This window comes from Brooklawnia sp., assembly GCF_049651565.1.
GTDB lineage: Bacteria > Actinomycetota > Actinomycetes > Propionibacteriales > Propionibacteriaceae > Brooklawnia.
The window spans coordinates 12,948-33,891 of sequence record NZ_JBASCI010000116.1; the positions used below are offsets into that span (position 1 = coordinate 12,948).

Below are 20,944 nucleotides of genomic sequence, written 5' to 3' on the forward strand. Positions count from 1 at the left end.
CCAGCGGCCTGCACCACGTCACCGCGATCGCTGGCGATCCGCAGCGCAACATCGACTTCTACATCCAGGGCTTGGGCCGTGCCTGGTGAAGCGGACCGTCAACTTCGACGACCCCTCGACCTACCACCTGTACTACGGCGACGAGTCCGGCCGACCCGGGACGCTGCTGACATTCTTCCCGTGGCGCGGCGTCCCCGACGGCCGGGTGGGCGCAGGACAGGCCACATCCACGGCCTTCTCGGTGCCCCAGCACAGTCTCGGCTGGTGGCAGGGCCACCTCACAGCGCTGGGTGTCAACCCACGATCGTGTCGGTCGAGGGTGAGGACCGCCTGGTCGTCCGGGACCCGGACGGGTTGGTGCTCGAACTGGTGGCCTCAGCCACCGAGGACCCTCGCGAGCCATGGGACACCCCCGCCGTCCCTGCCGAGCATGCGGTGCGCGGCCAGCACTCCTCGGTGCTCGCCGTGGCCGACGCCGACAGCACGCTTCGGGTGCTCATCGACGACCTGGGGATGTCGCTGGTGTCGCAGGCCGGCGGCCGCAGCCGGGTGGTTGCCGGTGAGGGTGGGCCGGGGCGGATCATCGATGTCGTCGCCGACCCGGGCGCCAGGCGCGGCCTGGTCGCGGGCGGCACCGTGCACCACATCGCGTTCCGCGGGCCCGACCGGGCAACCCAGGAGAAGTGGCGCCAGGAACTCCTCGATAGCGGGCACCGTGTAACCGAGATCCTGGACCGCCACTACTTCACGTCCATCTACTTCCGCGAACCCGGCGGGGTGCTGTTCGAGATCGCCACCGACACCCCCGGCTTCGCCGTCGACGAACCGCTGCTCGAACTCGGCCGACTTCTGAAGCTGCCGCCTTGGCTGGAGCCCGCCCGTGAGGACATCGAGCACTCCCTGCAGCAGATCAGCCTCCCGCCGCAGAACACCCCGATCGGGACAGACAAGTGAGCAGCCCCACACTGCCGGACTGGCCGCACCTGTTCCGTCCCGGCGAAGCGGACGCACCGGTGCTGCTCACACTCCACGGCACCGGTGGCAACGAGCAGGAGATCGCCAGGCTCGCGTCCCGCCTCGACCCGCGAGCCGGTGTGCTGTCCCCGCGCGGCCGGGTTCGCGAGCAGGGCATGGCGCGCTGGTTCCGCCGGCTCTCGGAGGGGGTCTTCGACGTGGACGACGTGGTCGCCCGGGCCGGTGAGCTGGCCGGCTTCATCGGCGCGGCCCGCACCCACTACGCGATCGGCGATCGGACGCTGGTGGCCGTCGGCTTCTCCAATGGCGCCAACATCGCGCTGGCCACAGCGATGCTGCACCCGGACGTGCTGTCCCGTGTCGTCGCGCTGTCGGGGATGCTCCCGTTCGCCGACCGGGACGAGGCCGTCGACCTGCACGGCGTGCACGTCACCACGTTGAACGGACGCGAGGATCCGATGGCTCCGATCGACAGCGTGGTGCATCTGGTCACGGTGCTGCGGGCCAAGGGCGCCGACGTCGATCTCACGTCCGAGACGGTGGGCACGGCATCACGCCGCAGGACCTGGTCATCGCCGCCGAGGCGGTGCGTCAGGCGAGCTGACCACCTGCAGTGGGGAGCTCCTGGCCACGGGGTCGCAGCAGTACCGTCAGGTCGTTCCGAACCACCGGAGGGATTTGCGTCGCGAAAGTTGTCGGCGACGAGTTCGACCGGCTAGCGGTCCTGCCGGTGTCCCACCGCGGTCGAGGTCGGTGCAGTACTCACCGGGCGCCCGCCTCGTCGTCATAACCGGACTGGTGGAAGCGCAGGTACTCACCCACGACCGCGGCGCCCAGGTCGTCCACCTGCGGTGCGACCACCCGGCCGCCGACCCGTGCGGCCAACTGGTCGAGGAACCGGCGCAGCCCCGGGTCGTCCCCCAGCCGGAAGAATGTCGTCCGGGCGCCGCCACGGGTGAGCCGGTCGAGCTGGGTCACGGTCCGGGCGATCGTCTCCGGGTCCGGCGGCCAGCGGAACCAGACGTCCCCCTGACCTTCCAGGTGGGCCGTCGGTTCGCCGTCGGTCACCACCAGCAGCATGGCGTCCATGCTGGGGTGCTTGCGGAAGAAACGTTCGGCCAGCAACAGGCCGTGGTGCAGGTTGGTGCCCTGCTCGTGCACCGGCGGCAGCGCGGTCAACTCGTCGATACCCAGCGTCCGGGCCAGCCGGCCGAAGCTGATCAGCTGCAACTGGTCACCGCGGAATCGTGTCGTCACCAGGTGGTGCAGGGCCAGCGCAGTGCGCTTCATCGGCACCCAGCGTCCCTCGTGCACCATCGAGTACGAGGTGTCCACCAGCAGCGCCACCGCCGACTGCGTTCGCGCCTCGGTCTCGACCACTTCGACGTCGCGCACGTCCAGCCGGACGCCGGCGTCGAAACCGCCGCCCTCGGCAGCGGTGCGGACGATCGCGTTGGACAGGCTGCGGGTGACGTCCCACGGCTCGGCGTCGCCGAACTGCCACGACCGGGTGGCGCCGGTCTGCTCGCCGGCGGCGCCGGCCAACCTGGCGTCCCGGCTGCCGGTCCGCCCAGACAGTTGCCGGGCGGCGTCGGCAAGCAGCTCCTTGCCGAGCCGTCGCATCGCCTGCGGTGACAGGCGCAACGACCCGTCAGCGTTGCGGCGCAACAGGCCGCCCTCCCGCAGCGCCCGCTCCAGGTCGGCCAGCGTGCGGGCCGAACGCGCCGCGTCGGCGCCAAGCTGCCGAGCCATCGCGTCCAGGTCGATGTCGGAGATCCGCGCCCCCTGGTAGTACTGGCCCAACTGCTCGGCGAGGGCGTCCAGGTCGGCAAGGTCCTGCACCACGCCGGTGCCGTCACCCAGCCCCAGCCCCTCCGAGCCGGCGAACTGCTCCCGCCCGGCCCAGTCCAGCCCGGGCCGCAGGGCCTGCAGGTTGGCGTCCAGTTGGTCCAGCGACGCCATCAGCTCCGGCGACCCGAACGCCTGCGCCGACAGCTCGAACAGCTCCTGGCGCTGCTCTTCGGTCATGGAGCGCAGCATCCGCTGGGCGGCGGCGGCGCGCTGGGCGAGCGCGTCGATGAGTTCGTCGACGTTTCTCGGGTTCTCCGGGAAGTGCTGGCCGTGCCTGGCCATGAACTCGTCGAAGTCGGCCTGGCTGTCCTCGCCGCGGCGGTGCCTGGCCAGCAGGTCGTTCAGGTCGGACAGCATCTGGTTGATGGCCTGCCGGTCCTCGTCGGTCGCCCCCTGCAGCGCCTGCTTCATGCCGGCGAACCGCTGGTCGAGCAGTTCGCGGCCGAGCAGGTCCCTGATCTTCTCGTAGTTCTCCCGGGCCTCGGTCGACTGCCAGTCGTAGGACGCCAGCTCGTTGACCGCCGCCGCTGTGGCGGACGGCAGGTTGGCCAGCCGCATCTCCCGGAAGTCGCGGTCCTCGTCGGCCATCATGGCATCGCGGGCGAGCTGCTTGCGCTCGGCGAGTACCGCTGCGTCGAGCAGGCGGCGCACCTCGTCGAGGGTGCCACCCAGGTTGTGCCGGTTCAGCAGTTCGCGGCGACGCTGCTGGACGCGCCTGGCCAGGTCGTCCAGACCCTCGCGGTCGGCGGCCCCCCGCCGCAGGTACTCCCGCAGCGCTGACTGCGGTGAGTAGCCGGCCATCACGTCGGCGGCAATCTCGTCCAGCGCGGCGGCCAGGTCGACCGGCGGCGCCAACGGGTCAAGTCCACCGGCCCATCGGCCGTAGCGGGCCCGGTGTGGTCCGGGCATCACTCTGCCCTCCTCCCCGGCGCTCAGCCGTAGATCGTCTCGCTCTCGTCGGATTCCTTCGAGATCCGCCGGGCCAGGAACAACCCTTCCAGCACCAGCTCGATGGCGCTGGCCCGCTCGCCGTCCCCGGCCGCTGCGAACCGCTCCCAGATCTGGTCGTAGAGCCGGTTGTCGCCGTCCAGGTCGGGCAGCGCGTCCAGTAGTTCGGCGGCGGTCACCTGTTCACCGGTGACCACCGTCAGCCGCCCGTCGAACGCGGCCACCAGCGGCCCCAGGTCGAGTCCGCGCACGTGCGCCCGGACGGCGTCCGCGGTTGCCATCCGCAGCAGGTGCACCAGCACGTCCCACTCGCGGCCCTCCTCGCCGGACTCGAACTCGATCTTGCCGCCCAGCACGTCGACGGCGGATTCGACGTCGACCAGCCGCGCTACTGCGGCGTCCTCAGCGCGCACGGTTGCGCGATGCCGGGCGGCCGCGGCGACGGTTTCGGCGCCGGCGATGGCGAACCGGGCCGACACTCCGGAGCGCTGGTTGATCGACGGCGATTCCCGTAGCGCGCGGGTGAAGCGGGCCAGAATCTCCAGCAGTGCGGCCGGTACCTCGGCGACCAGCTCGGCCTCCTGTTCGATGACCGCGACCTCGTCGGCCAGCTCCAGCGGGTAGTGAGTGCGGATCTCGGCGCCGAACCGGTCCTTCAGCGGGGTGATGATCCGGCCGCGGTTGGTGTAGTCCTCCGGGTTCGCCGAGGCGACCACCAGCACGTCCAGCGGCAGCCGCAAGACGTAGCCGCGGATCTGGATGTCGCGTTCCTCCATCACGTTGAGCATCGACACCTGGATCCGTTCGGCCAGGTCGGGCAGCTCGTTGATGGCCACGATGCCGCGGTTGCTACGCGGAATCAGCCCGTAGTGGATGGTTTCCGGGTCACCGAGCCGGCGGCCCTCGGCCACCCGGATCGGGTCGACGTCGCCGATCAGGTCGGCGACCGAGGTGTCGGGGGTGGCGAGCTTCTCGACGTACCGCTCGCTGCGGTGCACCCAGTCGATCGGCAGGTCGTCGCCTTGCTCGGCGACCAGCCGGCGGGACGCGTCGGTGATCGGGGCGGACGGATGCTCGCGCAGTTCGGAGCCGGCGATGATCGGGGTCCACTCGTCCAGCATGCCGACCAGGGTGCGCAGCAGGCGCGTCTTGCCCTGGCCGCGCTCGCCCAGCAGGACGAAGTCGTGGCCGGCGATCAGGGCCCGCTCCAGCTGCGGCAGCACGGTTCGGCCGAGACCGTGCAGGCCGGGCCACGGGTTGTGCCCCGAGGCCAGCATGGCCAGCAGGTTGGTGCGGATCTCGGCTCGCAGCGGCCGGTACTGGTGACCGGCGGCCCGTAGGGCGCCGGCAGTCTCAATGCAGGGGCGCTCACTCACACGGCCAACCTAGTCCGCGGCGCAAACCGGCCCGGCGGCCAGCGGTCGGGCTGCACCGGCTCGGGTAGCCTGCAATGAATGACCACCGCGTCGACGACGCTGGTGCTGCTGGTGCGGCACGGTGTCACCCCGACAACCGGCCAAGTGCTGCCCGGCCGGTCCCCTGGCCTGCACCTGTCGCCCGCCGGCCGGGCCCAGGCCGAAGCTGTCGCCGACCGGCTGGCCGAGTTGCCGATCGCTGCGATCCATACCTCACCGCTGGAGCGCTGTGTCGAGACCAGTGCCCCGCTTGCCGCCAGGTCAGGCCTGCAGCCCGTCATCGATCCCGGGCTGACCGAGTGCGACTTCGGCGACTGGACCGGCGGGCAGCTCGCCGAGCTCGCGGGGCTGCCCGATTGGCAGGTCGTCCAGCGGTCGCCCTCGCAGTTCCGGTTCCCCGGCGGCGAGAGCTTCGCCGAGCTGTCCGAGCGCATGGTGGGCACCATCGGACGGATCAGGGACGCCCACCCCGGTCAGGTGGTGGTCTGCTTCAGCCACGCCGACCCGATCAAGGCGGTGCTCACCCACGCCCTCGGAGCGCCGCTGGACGCCCTGCAACGGATCTGGATCGACCCGGCGTCGGTCTCGGTTCTCGGCCACGACGGCGACGGCACGCTCGGCGTCATCAAGATGAACACCACCACCGGCTCGCTGCGCGAGCTGCGCACCGGGTGAACCAGCCATGCCCAGCCCGCAACCACCATTCGGCCGCGAACTGGAACTGCTGGCCGGCGCCGAGCTCGGCATCATCGGTCGGGTCGCCGAGTCCAGCAACCTGACCTTCGCAGTGGAGTTGCGGGACGGGGACGACTACGCCTGGGCGATCTACAAGCCGATGGCCGGGGAACGGGAACTGTGGGACTTCGAACCCGGCCTGCACGCCCGTGAGCGGGCCGCCTTCCTACTCAGCGAGTGGCTGGGCTGGCACCTGGTACCGCCCACCGTCGTCCGCGCCGACGGGCCGGCCGGCATCGGCTCGCTGCAGTGGTACATCGAGGCCGACGCCGAGCACTACTTCACCCTGATCGCCGGCCACCCCGAGTCACACGACCAGTTGCTCCGCATCGCGGTGTTCGACCTGGTCACCAACAACACCGACCGCAAGTCTGGGCACGTGCTGCGGGACGCCGAGGGCAGGCTGTGGGCGATCGACCACGGGCTGTGCTTCGCCGCCGAGCCGAAGCTTCGGACGGTCATCTGGGACTTCGCAGGCGAGGTGGTCGACGACGACCTGCTCGCCGACCTCAGGCCGCTGGCCAACTCCGTGCCGTGCGAGGTGGCGGAGCTGCTGACCCTGCGGGAGGTCGAGATGCTGCGCCGTCGGGTGCAACAACTGCTGGACAGGCCGGTACTGCCGACGGAGACATCGCCCTACCAGTACCCGTGGCCGCTGGTCTGAGGCCCGGGATGCACCCACTCCTGTCCGGAAAGGGCACGCCCATGTCCGGAAGGTTCACGCCCATGTCCGGAAGGCGCACGCCCATGTCCGAGAGGGGCTCGCGCCAGGCTTCACCACCCACGGAAGATTCGGAAAATGTATCGCTCGATCACCGAATCGGGCCATTGAACCGTCGGAACTGGAATTCAGGGTGCCGTTTTCCGAATTCACCAGCCACACACGGCCCTCCCCCGCTGACTGGGCCCCGCGCCGAACGCCCTGTACAGCAAGTTGGGGTGTCCGCTGCCCCGGGACCTGTTCCCCAGATCAATTACCGAGGCCACCGGGGAGCAGGCCGAGGCTGCATACCATGGGCACATGGGCAGGGTTCCAATGATGCGTGGGAGGTGGGTGGTGTGAGCCGCGACCGGGACGAGGCAGGCCGGCCACGACAGGCGCGGCCGAGGGATGAGTTGGGTCGTCCGCTGCCGTACGGGGCGGAGGGCGTCGAACCGGTGCCCGAGCAGGCACTGCCACCGGAGGAGACCCTGGCTGTCGCCCGCAGCCTGGTCGCACAGGGCCGACCGTTCGCCGCGCACGAGGTACTGGAGGCCCGCTGGAAGGCGGGACCGGACCAGGAGCGTGACCTGTGGCAGGGGCTGGCGCAGATCTGCGTCGGGCTGACCCACGCCGCCCGTGGCAACCGCGTCGGGGCCGACCGGCTGCTGGAACGCGGCGCCACCCGCGTCGACAACTACCGCGCCCGCAGCGGCCCGACCTACGGTCTCGACCTTGTCGAGGTGACGGCCTGGGCGCGGCGGCAGAAGAGCTGACCCACTAGTGGCGAGACGGGCGATGGGCCCAGGGATCTCAGCTCCTGGGCCTCTCGCTGTCGCTCAGCGGATCAGCGCGGTGCGTCGATACCGTGCTCCACGACCATCCGGTAGAAGAACGCCGCGGTCGCGTCCCGGTTTGTCTTGTCGAAGGGGCGGAAGGTGCCGTCCGGCCAGCCGGTGGTGATGCCGTTGTCGTAGGCCCACATGATCTCGGCGAAGAACGGATCGCCGGGCTGGACGTCGCTGAACGGCGAATCGGTCGGCGCCTGGTACTCGGGCTCATCGGCGTACCGGTAGATGAACGCCATCATCGCGTTGCGCTCGATGCCCTCCAGCGGCCGGAAGGTGCCGTCCGGCCAACCCTCGGCGACACCGGCGTTGTAGGCCCAGACGATCGCGTCGTAGTGCTCGTCGGCCTCGGTCACGTCGCTGAACGGCTCGGTCTGGCCGGCCACCGAAGGAGACCCGGCGAGCCGGTAGAGGAAGGCGGCCATGGCGTCCCGGGCCACCGGTTGCAGCGGCCGGAAGGTGCCGTCGTCCCAGCCCCGCGCCAGTCCCTGCTCCTTCATCCAGCGGATCTCGTCGATGAACTGGGTGCCGAGCGGCACGTCCGCGAATGGCGCAATCCCTTCTGCCACGCTCACCGGCACCGGAATGGTGGTCCCGCTGTCGGGAGCGATCAGGTAGATCACGGCATCGCCGGTGGTGGTGCCCGCCGGCAGCCGGACCGGCAACTCCGCCACGCCCTCGTTCACCGTGGTCTGGCCGACCAGGGTGCCGTTCGGGGCGCCCAGACGGGCCTCCAGCGTGGTGTTCGCGGGCGCGTTCAGCGAGCGGATGTCGAGGGTGTCGTTGGGGATCGAACCAGCCGCCGGCTGGCCGACCGTCCACACCACCTCGGTGTCGGTGGCCAGGTCGGTCTCACCCACGAACGGCACGCCGCGCCGGGAGTAGTCCGGGGACACGCTGCCCTGATCCTCCAGCCACTCGACCCAGGCCTCCAGGTCGGCGCGTCCGGTGTCTGCGGTATTGGCACCGTCGGCGAGCACGAAGAAGTTGTCGCCGCCGGCGATCAGGAAACTGCCGGAACCGACGGTGTATATCGTCGCGGGATCGACCGGGGCGCCGTCGACGAAGATCGAGGTGATCCGCTCCCCCCGTGGCAGGGACTCGTCGTAGGTGTAGGCGACGTTGTCGGACAACCCGAGGGCGAGGAAGGCCCGGTCGGGCCGGGTGCCTTCAGGTTGCCACTGCTGCTCCAGCATCGTCTTGAGCTGGACGCCGGTCAGTTCGGTGGTCATCAGGGTGTTGGCGAACGGCAGCACCGCGGCGGCCTCGGCGTAGGTCACCGTCCCTGCGAGCAGGTCCGCCCGGGTGCCGCCCGGGTTCTGGGCACCGATGAAGTTCGGCAGGTCCGCGCCCAACTGGTCGTGGAACATCTGCGCGACCATATTGCTCATGGTCGACTCGACCCGCCGGTTGTCGAACGAAGCGTCGTCGTTCAGGCCACGGCTGATGTCGGCGGTCGCCTCGGCGACGGCGACCTCACCCTGTTCGGCGGCGTTCTCCAGGGCTGTGGTGACGATGCCGTTGATGGCGGCCGCCCGCGGGTGGGCAGCGATGAAGTCGTCACGGGTGCTGCCGGCCGGCACCGCAGCGGTGATGTTCTGGTTCGTAACCACCTCGCAGACCGCATTGTCGTCCACGTCCACCAGCAACTCGGTCTCACCGAAGTGGGACGCGAAGTTGCCCGGCTGGATGACCGGCCGGCCATCGGCATCGGTGGTGGCGACGACCACGTGGCTGTGGCCGTTTATGATCACGTCCACGTCGTCGCTGATCCCGGTATTCGCTGCAGTGCCTTCATGGAAGGCCGCCACCACGACGTCGGCCTCCCCGTTGGAGATGTCGCCATCCTTCAACTCGGCGGCGTACTGGTTGATGGCTGGCACGGCGGGGGCCGCGAGGCCGAAGTCGAAGAAGCCGGGGTTAATGAGCGAGGGCAGTTCCTCGGTGATCGCACCCACGATGGCCACGTCGACACCGCTGGCAGTGGTCACGACGGTGAACGGGGCGTCGGCCACAGATTCGCCGTCCACCACGTCGATCAGGTTCGCACTCACGTAGGGGAACTCCGAGTTGGTCATCACCCGGCCGGTGAAGTCCTGGTAACCCTTGTCGAGTTCGTGGTTGCCGACCGAGCTGGCGTCGATCTCGAGGGCGTTGAGGATGTCGATGGTCGGCTCGTCATTGGCGATCATCGAGGGGAACAACGTGGCGCCGATGTTGTCGCCGTTCGACACCACGACCGTGTCGGCATCGCGGTTCGCCTCCAGGGCGGCGAAGAAGACCGCGGTGTCCGGGTTGGACGCGGCGATCCGGCCATGGAAGTCGGTGAACGACAGAATCCTCAGGGGGACGGGGTCAACGCAGTCGACCGCGTACGCAGGGGCAGCCGTGGGCGCGATGATGAGCGCCGAGAGCCCCAGCGACGCAGCAAGACCGGGTGCCAACCGAGACGTGCGCATATGCAATCGCTCCTTGTCAGTGGATCGCTTCGATGCTGATCCGTGTGCACCACTCTGGCGGTTGGCCGGGTTCGGCGCAATCGCTTGATCAAAGATGACCCGGACACGGCGTGCGATGTGCGGGACGACGCGTCCCGAGGGCGTCCCGCGGGCACTTTCGGTTCACCGGGCGGGGAACTGTCCGCCTCAAGGGCGAATCGCGGGCACTGTCGGTGCATCAGGCCGGAAAGTGCCCGCCCAGACGCGACTCCCGTCGGCCGGGGGCCGCCGTCCGGGCCGTGATCGCGGCGATGCCGGTGACGAGGTGGCAACGTTACTGGCGATGAGCGTCGACCCGACCCGCCACTTGTGCGGTGCTCGGCACCGCCCTGCACAAGCCGGTGATGCCGGTGGCGTCGACCCGACCCCCCACCTGTGCGGTGCTCGGCACCGCCCTGCACAAGCCGGTGATGCTGGCGCTGCGTCGGCTGGCTCACCAGCTCGTGTGGGTGACCGATCCGCCCACCCGAAAATCGAGAACGAGGTTGGGACGACCCGAGGGCCGTCCCAACCTGTGAGTTACTCGCCAGTCAGAAGGGTTACTTCTGGATCTCCTGGATCTCGCTGACCCACTCCTTCACCTTCGCCGGCAGACCGTCGCGCACCGACTGGGTCGCCTCCACCCAGGCGGGCCGGTCGGTCAACTCGTGGAAGATCGCACCTTGGGACTCGAGTTCGGCCTTGTATTCGACCTCGTTGTCCAGGGTCGACTGGGTGTACTCCTCACCAGTGATGGTGGCAGCTGCGGTGATGAGCTGCTGGTAGCCATCGGGCAGACCGGTCAGGTAGTCGTTCCACAGCAGGAAGTGGTAGTTGGCGAACATGTGGCTGGTCATCGCGATGTTCGGCGCCACCTCATGGATCGAGTTGAACAGAATCGCGTCCAACGGGTTCTCCTGGCCATCCAGGACGCCGGACTCCAGCGCCGAGTAGACCTCGTTGAACGGCAGTGCCTCGGCGCGGGCGCCCAGGGCGGTCCAGGTGTCGAGCATCGTCTTGGCCGAAGGAGTCCGGATCGTGAGCCCCTGGACATCGGCGAGGCTGGTGACCGGTTCCTTGGTGGTCAGCTCACGTGAGCCCCGGAACATGTTGCCCAGGATGGCGTAGCCGGATGCGTTGGTGACCTCCGACTTGATCTCGTCGCCGAGTTCACCGTCCCAGACCTCGGAGAAGCCCTCGTAGTCCTCGTACAGGAACGGTGTGGTTTCGACTGAGGCCAGGTCGGTGTAGGTCTCCAGCGACAGCAGCGACTCGATGACGATATGGGTCGAGCCGTACTGCAGGCCCTCGATCATGTCCTCCCAGGTGCCCAGCGTCGAGTTCGGGTAGATCTCGACGGTGATCTGGCCGTTGGAGGCACCTTCGAGCAGTTCTTTCATGCGCAACGAGGCAGTCTGCCGGGGGTCCTGCTCGGAGCCGGCGTGGCCAAGGGTAAGGACGATGGGATCCTCGCCTGAGACGTCGACGCTGGGCATACCCTCGACATTCGCGGTACCGGTTGCGGCGGTGGTCGCGCCACCGGCAGGGGTGGACGGGCTGGAGGTTCCTCCCCCACCTCCGCCGCAGGCCGAGAGCAACAACGCCCCGGCGGTGAGGACGGCCAGTCCTGTCATCTTCTTCATGGTTGTTTTCCTTCCGTTGGAGCTACAGCAGCACGCGTGGTAGCCAGAGCGAGATTTCGGGAACGTAGGTGATGAGCATCAGGTAGATGAGCATGACGCCGAGGAAGGGGAGCACCGCCTTGATCGCCTTGACCATCGAGACCTTGGCGAGTGCAGCCGCTAACATCAGCACGATTCCGACTGGCGGGGTGATCAGGCCGATGCTCATGTTGACGACCACGACGATGCCCAGGTGAACGGGGTCCATTCCGATGGCCAGGGCGACCGGCAGCAGGATCGGGGCGATGATGATCAGCGCGGCATTGGCCTCGAGGAACATGCCGGCAATGAGCAGCAGCACGTTCATCATCAGCAGGATGACGTACTTGTTGTCGCTGACCGAGAACAATGCGTCCGCGATCTGCTCGGGGACGCGGCCCGCGGTCAACGCCCATGAGTAGAGCTGGGCGGCAGCGAGCACCAGCATGATCAGTCCGACTGTGATGGCGGAGTCGATCATGCCGTAGATCAGTGTCTTGAAGGTCAGCTCCCGGTACAACAGCCCGACCAGCAGGGCGTATACCACGGCCACCGCGGCGGCTTCGGTCGGGGTGAAGAACCCGCCCCGGATGCCGACCAGGATGATCACCGGCATGATGAGCGCCGGAATGGCTTCGACAAACGCCTTCGAAGCGCTGGGCCGGTCCTCTTTGGCAATCTTCCCGATGTCCTTGGGGTTGGCGGCCTTCGCCTTGACCTCGTCGGTGAAGCCCTGCTTCAGCACGGTGAAGTGCACCACCAGCATCATCAGGCCGATGAAGATGAAGGCGGGCACAATGCCGGCGAAGAACAGGTTGCCGATCGATGTGCCGGTCACCACCCCGAACACGATCATGGTGATCGACGGCGGCATGATCGGATCGTTTACCGGTGCGGTGGCGTTGACCGCCGCTGTGTACCCCCGGGTGTAGCCCCTGGAGATCATCGCCGGGGTCATGATCCGGCCCAGGCTGGACAGGTTCGCCACCGACGAGCCCGAGATGCCACCAAAGATCAGTGAGGCCAGCATGGTGGTCTGGGCCAGGCCGCCCCGCATGCCGCCGACCAGCACCTCGGCGAAGGCCAGCATCCGCTTGGTGAGGCCGCCTGCCCCCATCAACCCGCCGGCGAGGATGAACAGTGGGATCGCCAACAGGCCGAACGGCGTGATGCCGGCGACGATGCGTTGGGCCCCGACCTGCAGTGGATAGTCGGTCATGATGAACAGCACGCCCATCGATGCGGCGGCCAGCGCGAACCCGATCGGGATCCGCATGATGATTCCGCCCAGGAACAGGGCAAGCAGTGGGCCACCCATCAGATTTCCCCCTCCACCATTCGCTTCTTTTCTTCAGCGACGATTCGTTCCTCGATCTCCTCGACCTCATCCTGGAAGAGGACCTTCTGCGGAAGAGGGTCCTCACCCTCGCGGGCGAGCAGCAGCTTCCACAGCGCCTCGGCAGCGAAGATGAGTGACAGGATGGCGCCCACCGGGACGGCCAGGCTCATCCAGCCGTTGGAGATGCCCAGGCCCGGCATCCGGCGGGAGAACGCGGGCCCCAGGCCCTGGATACCGAAGAAGGCCAGCAGGAAAAGCACGGCCATGACGACACCGATCGAAATGATCCAGATCGTGTTGTTGAGCCACCGCCGATACCGGAAGTACTCCCAGATGTCCAGCACCATGTGCCGGCCGCGGCGCACACCCAGGGCAATCGCGAACATCGACAACCAGACGAACGAGAACGCCGCCAGGTCGCTCGTCCACGGCGACGACTGGCTGGTCACGTACCGGGACAGCACTTGCCAGAACACCGCGACCACGGTCACGCCCAGTGCGGCGACACAGAGGTATTGCACGACGCGGTCCAACGCGTCCAGCGCCTTGTCGAGCGTTGCAGGGAACATGGGCTCGCTCCTCCGCGGGGCCTAGTGGGTGGTGTTTGACACGCTGGCCTCGAGTTCCTTGCGGACCCGGTACGCGAGCATGGATTCGTCGACCTGGACGTCGTCCCAGGTCACCGTGCTGCCCTTGGCGACCGGACGCACGACCTTGGCGTACAGGCTCAGTCCGAGCGGCAGGGCACCCAGAGCCAGCGATCTGGCCGCTGGTGCGAGCTTGCCGAAGGCGGTGTAGCCGCCCTCACCGTCCAGCACGTCACCGGGTACCAGGTCCTTCTTCGCGGTGGTAACCACGTCGGCGTGGAAGCCAATCGGTGATCCGGTGGCCTCCCCTCGCAGGACGGCGTTGGCGATCGACACGTTCAGCTCCAGCCCGATCATGTGGTAGGGCCGATACAACGAGGCATACCGTCCGGTCTCGTCGGTGTGTACGCCGTACTCGGCGAAGCACTGGACGGCGTAGTCGGTCCTGGCCTCGAACGTGACGTACACGCCCCAGCGCAGGTTGTTCGGCACCTCGGTGCCGTCCCGGTACATCGACGAGCAGATCTCCACGGTGCCGCGGCGGCTGAGCACCCCACCCACGTTCTGTTCACGCAAGATGTGCGGCAGGTCGTCCACCGCCGCCGGCGGGAACTGTAGTCCCTCGTCCTGCGGCAGCAGGCCGGTGCCGTTCGCGACCGCTGCCATCTCGATGGCCGACTTGGTGCCGTCCAGGAACGAGTTGAACATCTGCGGGTTGAAGTCGCCACCAGCCAGCTGCTCGGCGGTGAAGCCGTAGTGATCCCAAACGGTGTCCGGGGTCGACCAGTTGTACTCGGGCAGGTACTTGGTCCCCTTGCCGGCCGCGACCACGTCGAAACCGACGGTACGGCACCAGTCGACCAGCTCGCAGATGAGGGCCGGCTGATCTCCGTAGGCCATCGCGTACACCACACCGGCCGCCCTGGCGCGCTCGGCCAGGATCGGCCCCACCATGCAGTCGGCCTCGACGTTGACCATCACGACGTGCTTTGCGTTGTCGATGGCGGTCAGCGCGTGGTGGGTGCCGGCCAGTGGGTTGCCGGTGATCTCGAGGATGACCTCAATCTCTGGCCTGGTGATCAGTTCCTCGGAGCTCTCGAGGACGCAGGTTGCGCCGCTCGCGAGCGCATCGGCGAGGTTGGCGGCCGAAACGCGGTCGTCGGCCCAGCCGGTGCGCTTGAGGGCTGCCCTGGCCTTCGGCACGTTGAGATCGGCCACTCCGACGACGTGGATCTGCGGGGTGCTCGCGGCCTGCGTGAGGAACATGGAAGCGAACTTCCCGGCGCCGATCACGCCGACCCGGATCGGGCCCGATTGCTTCGCCCGCCGCTCCATCAGTGTGTACAGATTCAAGACCAACCAACCCCTTTGTTGACAGTAGACATTCGTACTGTTGGACTGAAATCATGGTGGCACGAGGGGGCCACTGCGTCAACAGTCCGAACATGGATTTTGCAGTTTCGTTACTTGGGAAATTCAGGCCTCGAGCAGATCTTCCGTTTCACGGCGCAGCTCCAGTACCTGAGCGAACTCGTCACCCAGTTCAACGTCTGCATAGGTGACGATCTCGCCTCTTGCGACGTCGCGGGTCAACGGCACGTGGTGGGCCAGAGCGACCGGAAGGGCACCGATCTCGACGGATCTGCGAGCTGAGATCAACTTGCCCCAAACCGCATAGCCGCCTTCGCCGTCGAGGGTTTCGCCGGCCCTGAGGTCCTTCTTGGCACAGGCCACGACGTCGGCGTAGAACCCGACTGCCGAACCGGTCGGGACGCCGCGCAACGCCGCATGGGCGATCGAGGTGTTCAACTCCAGGCCGATGTAGTGGTACGGGCGGTACAGGGCCGCATACCGTCCGGTGGGGTCGGGGTGCCACGGGTACTCGGTGAAGCACATCTTCGACACGTAGTCGTTGGTCGCGCGGATGACGACGAAGACGCCTTCCTGGGTGTTGAACGGAATCCGGCTACCGTCCCGCTCCACCGAACTCATCACGTCGACCGAGCCGTCGTGCGCCAGCACTCCCCCGACCTCGGCGGGCCGGCAGATGGTGGCGATCTGCTCGACGTTCCCGGGAGTGAATGAAATGCCGTCATCCGAAGGCATCAGCCGGGCCGCATTGGCGACCGCGGCCATTTCGATCGCGGCCTTGGTGCCGTCCCGGAACGAGGTGTGCATGTACGGATTGAGCTGCCCGGAATCGGTCAGTTCCTTGCTGAACTCCCAGTTCTCCCAGACGTTGTCCGGGTTCATCTCGTGGTAGTGCTCAAGGAACTTCGCGCCCTTGCCGGCGCAGGTGACGTGGAAGCCGTTGCTGCGCGCCCAGTCGATCAACTCCCAGATCAGGGCGGGCTGGTCGCCGTAGGCCATCGAGACCACCAGACCCTTGTCCCTGGCCCGCTTGGCCAGCGCTGGGCCGCACAGCGCGTCCGCCTCGACGGTGACCAGGACGACGTGCTTGCCGGTGTCCAGTGCGTGCATGGCGTGCGCGGTGCCGACGATCGGGTTGCCGGTGGCCTCGACGATGACGTCCAGGTCGGCGTCCAGCAGCAGCTTCGCGTCGTCGACCACCACTGTTCGCCCGGTGGCCAGTGCATCCTCGACGGAGTCGGCGACCTGGTCGTCGGGCCATTCGACCAGCTTGAGGGCATTGCGGGCCCTGGGCAGGTTGATGTCGGCCATTCCGACCACGTGGACGCCCGGGATCGCCCTGGCCTGCGCCAGGTACATGGTGCCGTAGCGGCCGGCGCCGATCAGGCCCACCCGGATCGGCTTGCCGCTCTCGCCGCGCTCCTTGAGCAGTTCGTGAATGTTCATTGTTCTCCTGTCGGGTGTCGGAACTTCATCGGTAGTTGCTGATCACGACTGAGTCGTCCACATCGCCCAGGCCGGCCTGACTGGCCCGGACGAACTGGTCATGTGCGGCCTGCAGGACTGGCGCCGCCATGCCAACCGAGTTGGCAGCCGCGACAGCCAGGCCGGAGTCCTTGACGAAGATGTCGATGGTCGACTTCGGTGGCACCGGTGGTTCGCCAAGCATGCGGGGGCCCCGGTCGGTCAGCATCCAGGAGTTGGCCCCGCCGCTGGTGAGGACCTCCAGCGCCAGTTCCCCGTCAATTCCCAGCCGTCCGGCGAGGGCGAGCGCCTCGCCGGCCGCAACCAGGTGCACCGAGCAGAGCAACTGGTTCACCGTCTTCATCGCCTGCCCGTCGCCGACCTTCTCACCCACCTGGATGACCCGCCCCAGGTGGGCCAGCACGGGACGCACCTGCTCGACCAGGTCGGGGGCGCCACCCACCATGATCAGCATGGTGACGTTGCGGGCACCGGCCTGGCCGCCGGTCACCGGTGCGTCGACGACGCTGCCGCCCCGCTGACCCAGCCGCTGCTGGGCAGCGACCACGGCGTCCACCCCGAGGGTGCCCATCAGCACCCAAACCGCCGACTGCAACGGCTCCGGAGCATCGGACAGGACGCCGGCCAGTTGCCCGTCATGAGCCACCATCACGATCACGAGGTCTGCGCCAGGGCACTCGGCCACCGACGCGACCGTGCGGAGCCCGGGGCGAGCAGATTCGCGACGCTCGGGGTCGGGGTCCACGCCGATCACGTCGAAGCCCTGCACAACCAGGTTGTGGGCCATCGGGAGCCCCATCGCCCCCAGACCCACGAATACAACCTTCATCGTTTCAAGACCCTCCTGTTGGAAGCGGTACCGGTACTTCGGGCAGGCGTGCGGTTGGTCAGGCGATGTATGAGCCGCCGTTGATGTTCAAGGTGACGCCGGTCAGGTACGCGCCGTCGTCCCCGGCGAAGTAGGCGAAGGCCGCGGCGATGTCGTCGGCGCTGGCCTGCCGTCCCAGCGGCACCGAGGCCGACAGGGCGGCTTCCCGCTCGGGGGTGGTGGCGCCGGCCCGGATGTCGGTGTCGACGGCTCCGGGGGCTACCGCGTTGGCGGTGATGTTGTAGCCGGCCAGCTCTCGGGCGAGGCCGCGCATCAGTCCCAGGTTGGCGGCCTTGGCGGCGGCGTACAGGGTCTTGGAGAAGACTCCGCCACCGTGCTGGGCGGTCACCGACGACATAGTCACGATCCGGCCGAACCGGTTGGCGATCATCTGCTCGACGAAGGCCTTGATCAGCAGGTACGAGCCGGTGGAGTTGACTGCGATGACCCGGTTCCAGTCGGCCAGGGTCGAATCGACGAAGTCCATGGGTGCGGTGACACCGGCGATCGGGAAGACCGCACCCACCGCGGGCAGTGCCGGGTCGGCCGCGATGGCGTCGCGAAGTGCCAGTACGGACGCCTCGTCGGTCACGTCACAACCCAGCCCGAGTGCCGGGACACCGGATTCCGACAGCAGTTCTGCGGTCTGCCGGGCGGCCGCCTGATCAATGTCGGCGACCGCGACCGCCCAACCCTGGCCGGCCATGCGCTGGGCGACGGCGCGTCCGATGCCGCGTGGGGACCCGGCCCCGGAGATAACGACCGTGCGTTGGATTTGAGTGGTCACCGATCCTCCTCAGATCAGGGTCGAAAGGTATTCACCGGCCTGCCTGGCCGCGGCTGGGCGCTCGTCCTCGGCAACGTCGTGGGTCTCGAGTTCGAGCGAGAAGACGCCGGCGTAGCCAATGCGCCGCAGTTCGGCCACTCCGGTTGCGAAGTCGACCTGACCGCGTCCGACCGAGACGTTGATGTTGCCGGGGACGGCGTCTCGGACGTGGACGTGGGTTATCGCCTCACCGAACTCGGCGATGTAGTCAACGGGATCATGGCCGGTCGCCACGATGTGAGAGAAGTCCATGACCACGCCGGTACCGGCATCGGTGAGCCGATCGTGGAGTTGCCTTGCGCGCTCGGTGTTGTAGCAGATCCGGCCGGAGTGCAGTTCTTCCACCCAGATCACCACTCCGCGGTCGGCGGCGGCCCGGCTCGCCCTGGTGAGCTGCTCGGCGACCAGGTCGAGGTCTTCGGCCAGGCTGCGGATCGGCTGGTGTCCCAGCGAACCGCAGGGCAGGACCAGCGCCGGCGAGCCGGTCGCGATGCACAGGTCGAGCAGTTGCTGGAGGTGCTTGTCGCGCTCATCCTGCTCAGCGTCTGACAGCACCCGGTTCAGGTCGCCGATGTCCCCGTTGATGGACGCCGTGGCCGGCCCGGCGGCCTTCACAACGGCTGCCACTTCGGCGACAGCGGAGGGTGTGAGTTCGTAGGGCACGTGGTCACAGACCCCGGGCAACGCGCCCAGGTCGAATCCGCTGAACCCGATCTCCTCGATGAGGGTCAATGCTTCGGCCAGGGGCCGTCTGCGGAAGGTGATGCTTGAGCAGATGACGCGCGGATTGATCACTAGGCCACCTCGTTATGAGTCCGTGAAACACGTGGGTTTAGGCTCACTGTCGACTACAGTGGCCATGGGCCGACAGTAGACGATTCGAATGTCGACCGTCAACGTTTCGGGAGGAAATCATGAGTGTCGCCGAGGGCCGAGTGGGACAGCTCAAGTCGCTGCCCAGACCATCGCTGCGCGACAGCGCGGTGACCGAGATCCGCAACGCCATCACGATGGGCACCCTCAGGCCCGGTCAGCACCTGGTAGAGACCCAGCTCTCCGAGCAGCTCGGCATCAGCCGCGGCACGCTGCGTGAGGCACTACGGCAACTCCAGCAGGAGGGTCTGGTCGTGCAGGACGGGCGTGGCCGCACCCACGTCCCCGAACTGACCCCCCGGCTGATCAGCGAGACCTTCCGGGTCAGGCACGCGCTGGAGGTGATGGCTGCGATCGACATCGGCGGCCGACCGAACCGGGACGCGGCCATCGCTGCGCTGGAGGAGCGACTTGCCGATCTTGAGGAGTCGGCCACCGGATCGCTCACCGACGCGGTCGATGCCGACCTGGCATTGCACCGGGAACTGTGCGTATCCACCGGGAACGAGGTGCTGCTCAGTCACTGGGAGTCGCTGGCCGCGATAATTCGGATGTCGATCCTGCACGCCGGAACCAACCAAGCCCGGGCCAACATGTCTGCCAGCCGGCACCGGGTCCTGGTGGACTCCATCGCGAACGGATCGGTGGCTGAGATCTGGGAGGTCTTCGACAACCACATGAGCGGCGCGCTGGAGGCGATCCTGGCCAGCGACTCGCTGCAGGCAGCCTCCGAGTAGCCCGCCGGCCAGCCCGGGTCGACCGTCCAGTTCTCCCGTAAGCTCGCCGGGTATGGAGTGGCTGGAGATCTCCGTCCCGGGCCCCGGACGGCTACTACTGCGACGCACCGATCGCCGGTTCTGGCAACTGTCCACCACCCTGGTCGACTACGACTTCAACACCGCCGGTGAATTCACCGGGCGTGACCTCGACATCATCGTCCGGCAGGTCGCCACACTGGCATCCGGTAAGGAAAAGGCCGCGCACATCGTCCTGCAGGCGAGCTGGGGCCAGTCGGTCATCATGGCGGCGGACGAGGCGACCGAACTGCTGCCACCGCTGATCGACGGTGTCGCCCGGGCGAAGGCTGCCGCCGCCGAGCGCCTCAGCAACTAGCCGGGTGGTGGCTACTCGACGCTCTTCAGCGAGCTGACCATGTCGATGCTGCGCAGCCTCGGCCGCAGGAAACCCATCACGACAACGGTGAAGACCAGGGTCAGGCCGAACGCCCAGGCATAACTCGGCCAATGGATCACCCGGCCGAACGCGACGTTGTCAAGCTCGGCCGAGCGTGCCACCCAGGTGCACAACGCCCAGCCCAGCGGCAGCCCGAGCAGCCCGCCGAGGACCGACAGCACCCCGGTCTCCCGGAAGACGTAGGCGTCCACCTCGCGGTCGCGGAAGCCGAGCACCTTGATGGTGGCGATCTCGCGCCGGCGCTCCTCGATGTTTATGTTGGTGAGGTTGTACAGCACGACGAACGCCAGCAGGCCGGACGACACCACGATCACCGCCACCAGCGAGGTCAGGTTCGAGGTGATGTCGGAGTAGGCCTTTGCCTGATACTCCACATCCACCACGCTGAGCACCGCGTCGCTGGCGTCCTTCAGCGAAGCCTGCAGCACCTCGGCCCGGTCGTCGTCCTGCCCTGCCACCTCGGCCAGCACGTGGTTGAACTGCGGCGCCTCACCGAACAGGTCGGTGTAGGTCTGCTGGTCCATGAACACGAAGTGTCCGCCGTACAGGTGGGCCACCGCACCGACGGCGACGCTCACCGGCTCGTCCTCCAGCTCGCGGGACAACTCGAAGGTGTCGCCCGGGCTGATCAGCAGGTTCTCGGCCAGCCGCTGGGTGATCACCACCTGGCCGCGGGCAAGGTCGATCGGCTCGCGGGTGCCGGCGTCGGTGAGCTGGATGAACTGGTCCATCCGGTCGGCGTCGGCCGGCACCGTCAGGGTGGCGTCCCGGATGATCCCGCTGGCTGCTTC

20 protein-coding genes are annotated in these 20,944 nt (G+C 67.8%); 8 read left to right on the forward strand and 12 right to left on the reverse strand.

Features of this window, described 5'->3' with window-relative positions:
• The first annotated feature begins 306 nt into the window (after positions 1 to 306).
• Together WBL05_RS05565 and WBL05_RS05570 are read left to right on the forward strand one after the other, a co-directional pair.
• Positions 307 to 954 carry a VOC family protein gene (locus WBL05_RS05565; RefSeq protein WP_424224324.1) on the forward strand — a complete coding sequence of 216 codons (648 nt, stop codon included), beginning with the start codon at positions 307 to 309 and terminating at the stop codon, positions 952 to 954.
• Entirely contained in the window at positions 951 to 1,694 is a 744-nt protein-coding gene (locus tag WBL05_RS05570; protein WP_424224326.1) for an alpha/beta hydrolase, read from the forward strand. The genes WBL05_RS05565 and WBL05_RS05570 overlap by 4 nt, the downstream gene beginning before the upstream one ends.
• A 43-nt stretch (positions 1,695 to 1,737) precedes the next feature.
• Here WBL05_RS05570 and WBL05_RS05575 read toward each other — a convergent pair whose 3' ends face one another.
• Both WBL05_RS05575 and WBL05_RS05580 read right to left on the reverse strand, forming a co-directional pair.
• Positions 1,738 to 3,735 (reverse strand): vWA domain-containing protein, encoded by a 1,998-nt coding sequence (locus WBL05_RS05575; protein ID WP_424224356.1) that lies wholly within the window; start codon positions 3,733 to 3,735, stop codon positions 1,738 to 1,740.
• Positions 3,736 to 3,758: 23 nt separating this feature from the next.
• The gene (locus WBL05_RS05580; protein WP_424224328.1) at positions 3,759 to 5,150 is read right to left on the reverse strand and encodes a sigma 54-interacting transcriptional regulator; all 1,392 of its coding nucleotides are present in this window, start codon (positions 5,148 to 5,150) and stop codon (positions 3,759 to 3,761) included.
• Between the two features lie 78 nt (positions 5,151 to 5,228).
• Here WBL05_RS05580 and WBL05_RS05585 point away from each other — a divergent pair, with 78 nt between their 5' ends.
• From WBL05_RS05585 to WBL05_RS05595, 3 genes are all read left to right on the forward strand, one after another.
• Entirely contained in the window at positions 5,229 to 5,864 is a 636-nt protein-coding gene (locus WBL05_RS05585; RefSeq protein ID WP_424224330.1) for an MSMEG_4193 family putative phosphomutase, read from the forward strand.
• A gap of 7 nt (positions 5,865 to 5,871) precedes the next feature.
• Positions 5,872 to 6,588: an SCO1664 family protein gene (locus WBL05_RS05590; protein WP_424224331.1), complete on the forward strand. Its 717-nt coding sequence runs from the start codon at positions 5,872 to 5,874 to the stop codon at positions 6,586 to 6,588.
• Positions 6,589 to 6,983: 395 nt separating this feature from the next.
• Positions 6,984 to 7,400 (forward strand): DUF309 domain-containing protein, encoded by a 417-nt coding sequence (locus WBL05_RS05595; protein ID WP_424224333.1) that lies wholly within the window; start codon positions 6,984 to 6,986, stop codon positions 7,398 to 7,400.
• A 71-nt stretch (positions 7,401 to 7,471) separates the two neighbouring features.
• Here WBL05_RS05595 and WBL05_RS05600 read toward each other — a convergent pair whose 3' ends face one another.
• Positions 7,472 to 9,931 carry a 5'-nucleotidase C-terminal domain-containing protein gene (locus WBL05_RS05600; protein WP_424224334.1) on the reverse strand — a complete coding sequence of 820 codons (2,460 nt, stop codon included), beginning with the start codon at positions 9,929 to 9,931 and terminating at the stop codon, positions 7,472 to 7,474.
• A 353-nt stretch (positions 9,932 to 10,284) separates the two neighbouring features.
• On the opposite strand from WBL05_RS05600, the gene WBL05_RS05605 reads away from it, so the two are divergent.
• Positions 10,285 to 10,488, forward strand: a complete 204-nt coding sequence (locus WBL05_RS05605; protein WP_424224335.1) for a hypothetical protein — start codon at positions 10,285 to 10,287, stop codon at positions 10,486 to 10,488.
• 21 nt (positions 10,489 to 10,509) lie between these two features.
• Here WBL05_RS05605 and WBL05_RS05610 read toward each other — a convergent pair whose 3' ends face one another.
• The 8 genes from WBL05_RS05610 to WBL05_RS05645 all read right to left on the reverse strand — a co-directional run bounded on the left by WBL05_RS05610 (position 10,510) and on the right by WBL05_RS05645 (position 18,881).
• On the reverse strand, positions 10,510 to 11,592 hold the full coding sequence (locus tag WBL05_RS05610) for a TRAP transporter substrate-binding protein (protein ID WP_424224336.1): 1,083 nt from the start codon (positions 11,590 to 11,592) through the stop codon (positions 10,510 to 10,512).
• Positions 11,593 to 11,614: 22 nt separating this feature from the next.
• Complete coding sequence (locus tag WBL05_RS05615) at positions 11,615 to 12,928, reverse strand: TRAP transporter large permease (RefSeq protein WP_424224338.1); 1,314 nt, start codon at positions 12,926 to 12,928, stop codon at positions 11,615 to 11,617.
• Positions 12,928 to 13,518, reverse strand: a complete 591-nt coding sequence (locus WBL05_RS05620; protein ID WP_424224339.1) for a TRAP transporter small permease — start codon at positions 13,516 to 13,518, stop codon at positions 12,928 to 12,930. The genes WBL05_RS05615 and WBL05_RS05620 overlap by 1 nt, the downstream gene beginning before the upstream one ends.
• Before the next feature lie 21 nt (positions 13,519 to 13,539).
• Positions 13,540 to 14,889, reverse strand: coding sequence for an NAD(P)H-dependent oxidoreductase (locus WBL05_RS05625; RefSeq protein WP_424224341.1), 1,350 nt, complete (start codon positions 14,887 to 14,889; stop codon positions 13,540 to 13,542).
• Positions 14,890 to 15,012: 123 nt separating this feature from the next.
• Positions 15,013 to 16,353: an NAD(P)H-dependent oxidoreductase gene (locus WBL05_RS05630; RefSeq protein ID WP_424224342.1), complete on the reverse strand. Its 1,341-nt coding sequence runs from the start codon at positions 16,351 to 16,353 to the stop codon at positions 15,013 to 15,015.
• Positions 16,354 to 16,378: 25 nt separating this feature from the next.
• Positions 16,379 to 17,221 carry an NAD(P)-dependent oxidoreductase gene (locus tag WBL05_RS05635; protein ID WP_424224344.1) on the reverse strand — a complete coding sequence of 281 codons (843 nt, stop codon included), beginning with the start codon at positions 17,219 to 17,221 and terminating at the stop codon, positions 16,379 to 16,381.
• Positions 17,222 to 17,279: 58 nt separating this feature from the next.
• Positions 17,280 to 18,047 carry an SDR family NAD(P)-dependent oxidoreductase gene (locus WBL05_RS05640; protein WP_424224346.1) on the reverse strand — a complete coding sequence of 256 codons (768 nt, stop codon included), beginning with the start codon at positions 18,045 to 18,047 and terminating at the stop codon, positions 17,280 to 17,282.
• A gap of 9 nt (positions 18,048 to 18,056) precedes the next feature.
• Positions 18,057 to 18,881 (reverse strand): sugar phosphate isomerase/epimerase family protein, encoded by an 825-nt coding sequence (locus tag WBL05_RS05645; protein WP_424224347.1) that lies wholly within the window; start codon positions 18,879 to 18,881, stop codon positions 18,057 to 18,059.
• A 119-nt stretch (positions 18,882 to 19,000) separates the two neighbouring features.
• Here WBL05_RS05645 and WBL05_RS05650 point away from each other — a divergent pair, with 119 nt between their 5' ends.
• Together WBL05_RS05650 and WBL05_RS05655 are read left to right on the forward strand one after the other, a co-directional pair.
• Positions 19,001 to 19,696 (forward strand): GntR family transcriptional regulator, encoded by a 696-nt coding sequence (locus WBL05_RS05650; RefSeq protein ID WP_424224348.1) that lies wholly within the window; start codon positions 19,001 to 19,003, stop codon positions 19,694 to 19,696.
• A gap of 52 nt (positions 19,697 to 19,748) precedes the next feature.
• Positions 19,749 to 20,072, forward strand: coding sequence for a hypothetical protein (locus WBL05_RS05655; protein ID WP_424224350.1), 324 nt, complete (start codon positions 19,749 to 19,751; stop codon positions 20,070 to 20,072).
• Positions 20,073 to 20,083: 11 nt separating this feature from the next.
• Here WBL05_RS05655 and WBL05_RS05660 read toward each other — a convergent pair.
• Positions 20,084 to 20,944 (reverse strand): ABC transporter permease (locus WBL05_RS05660; protein ID WP_424224352.1); only part of this gene is annotated, 861 nt, incomplete at its 5' end.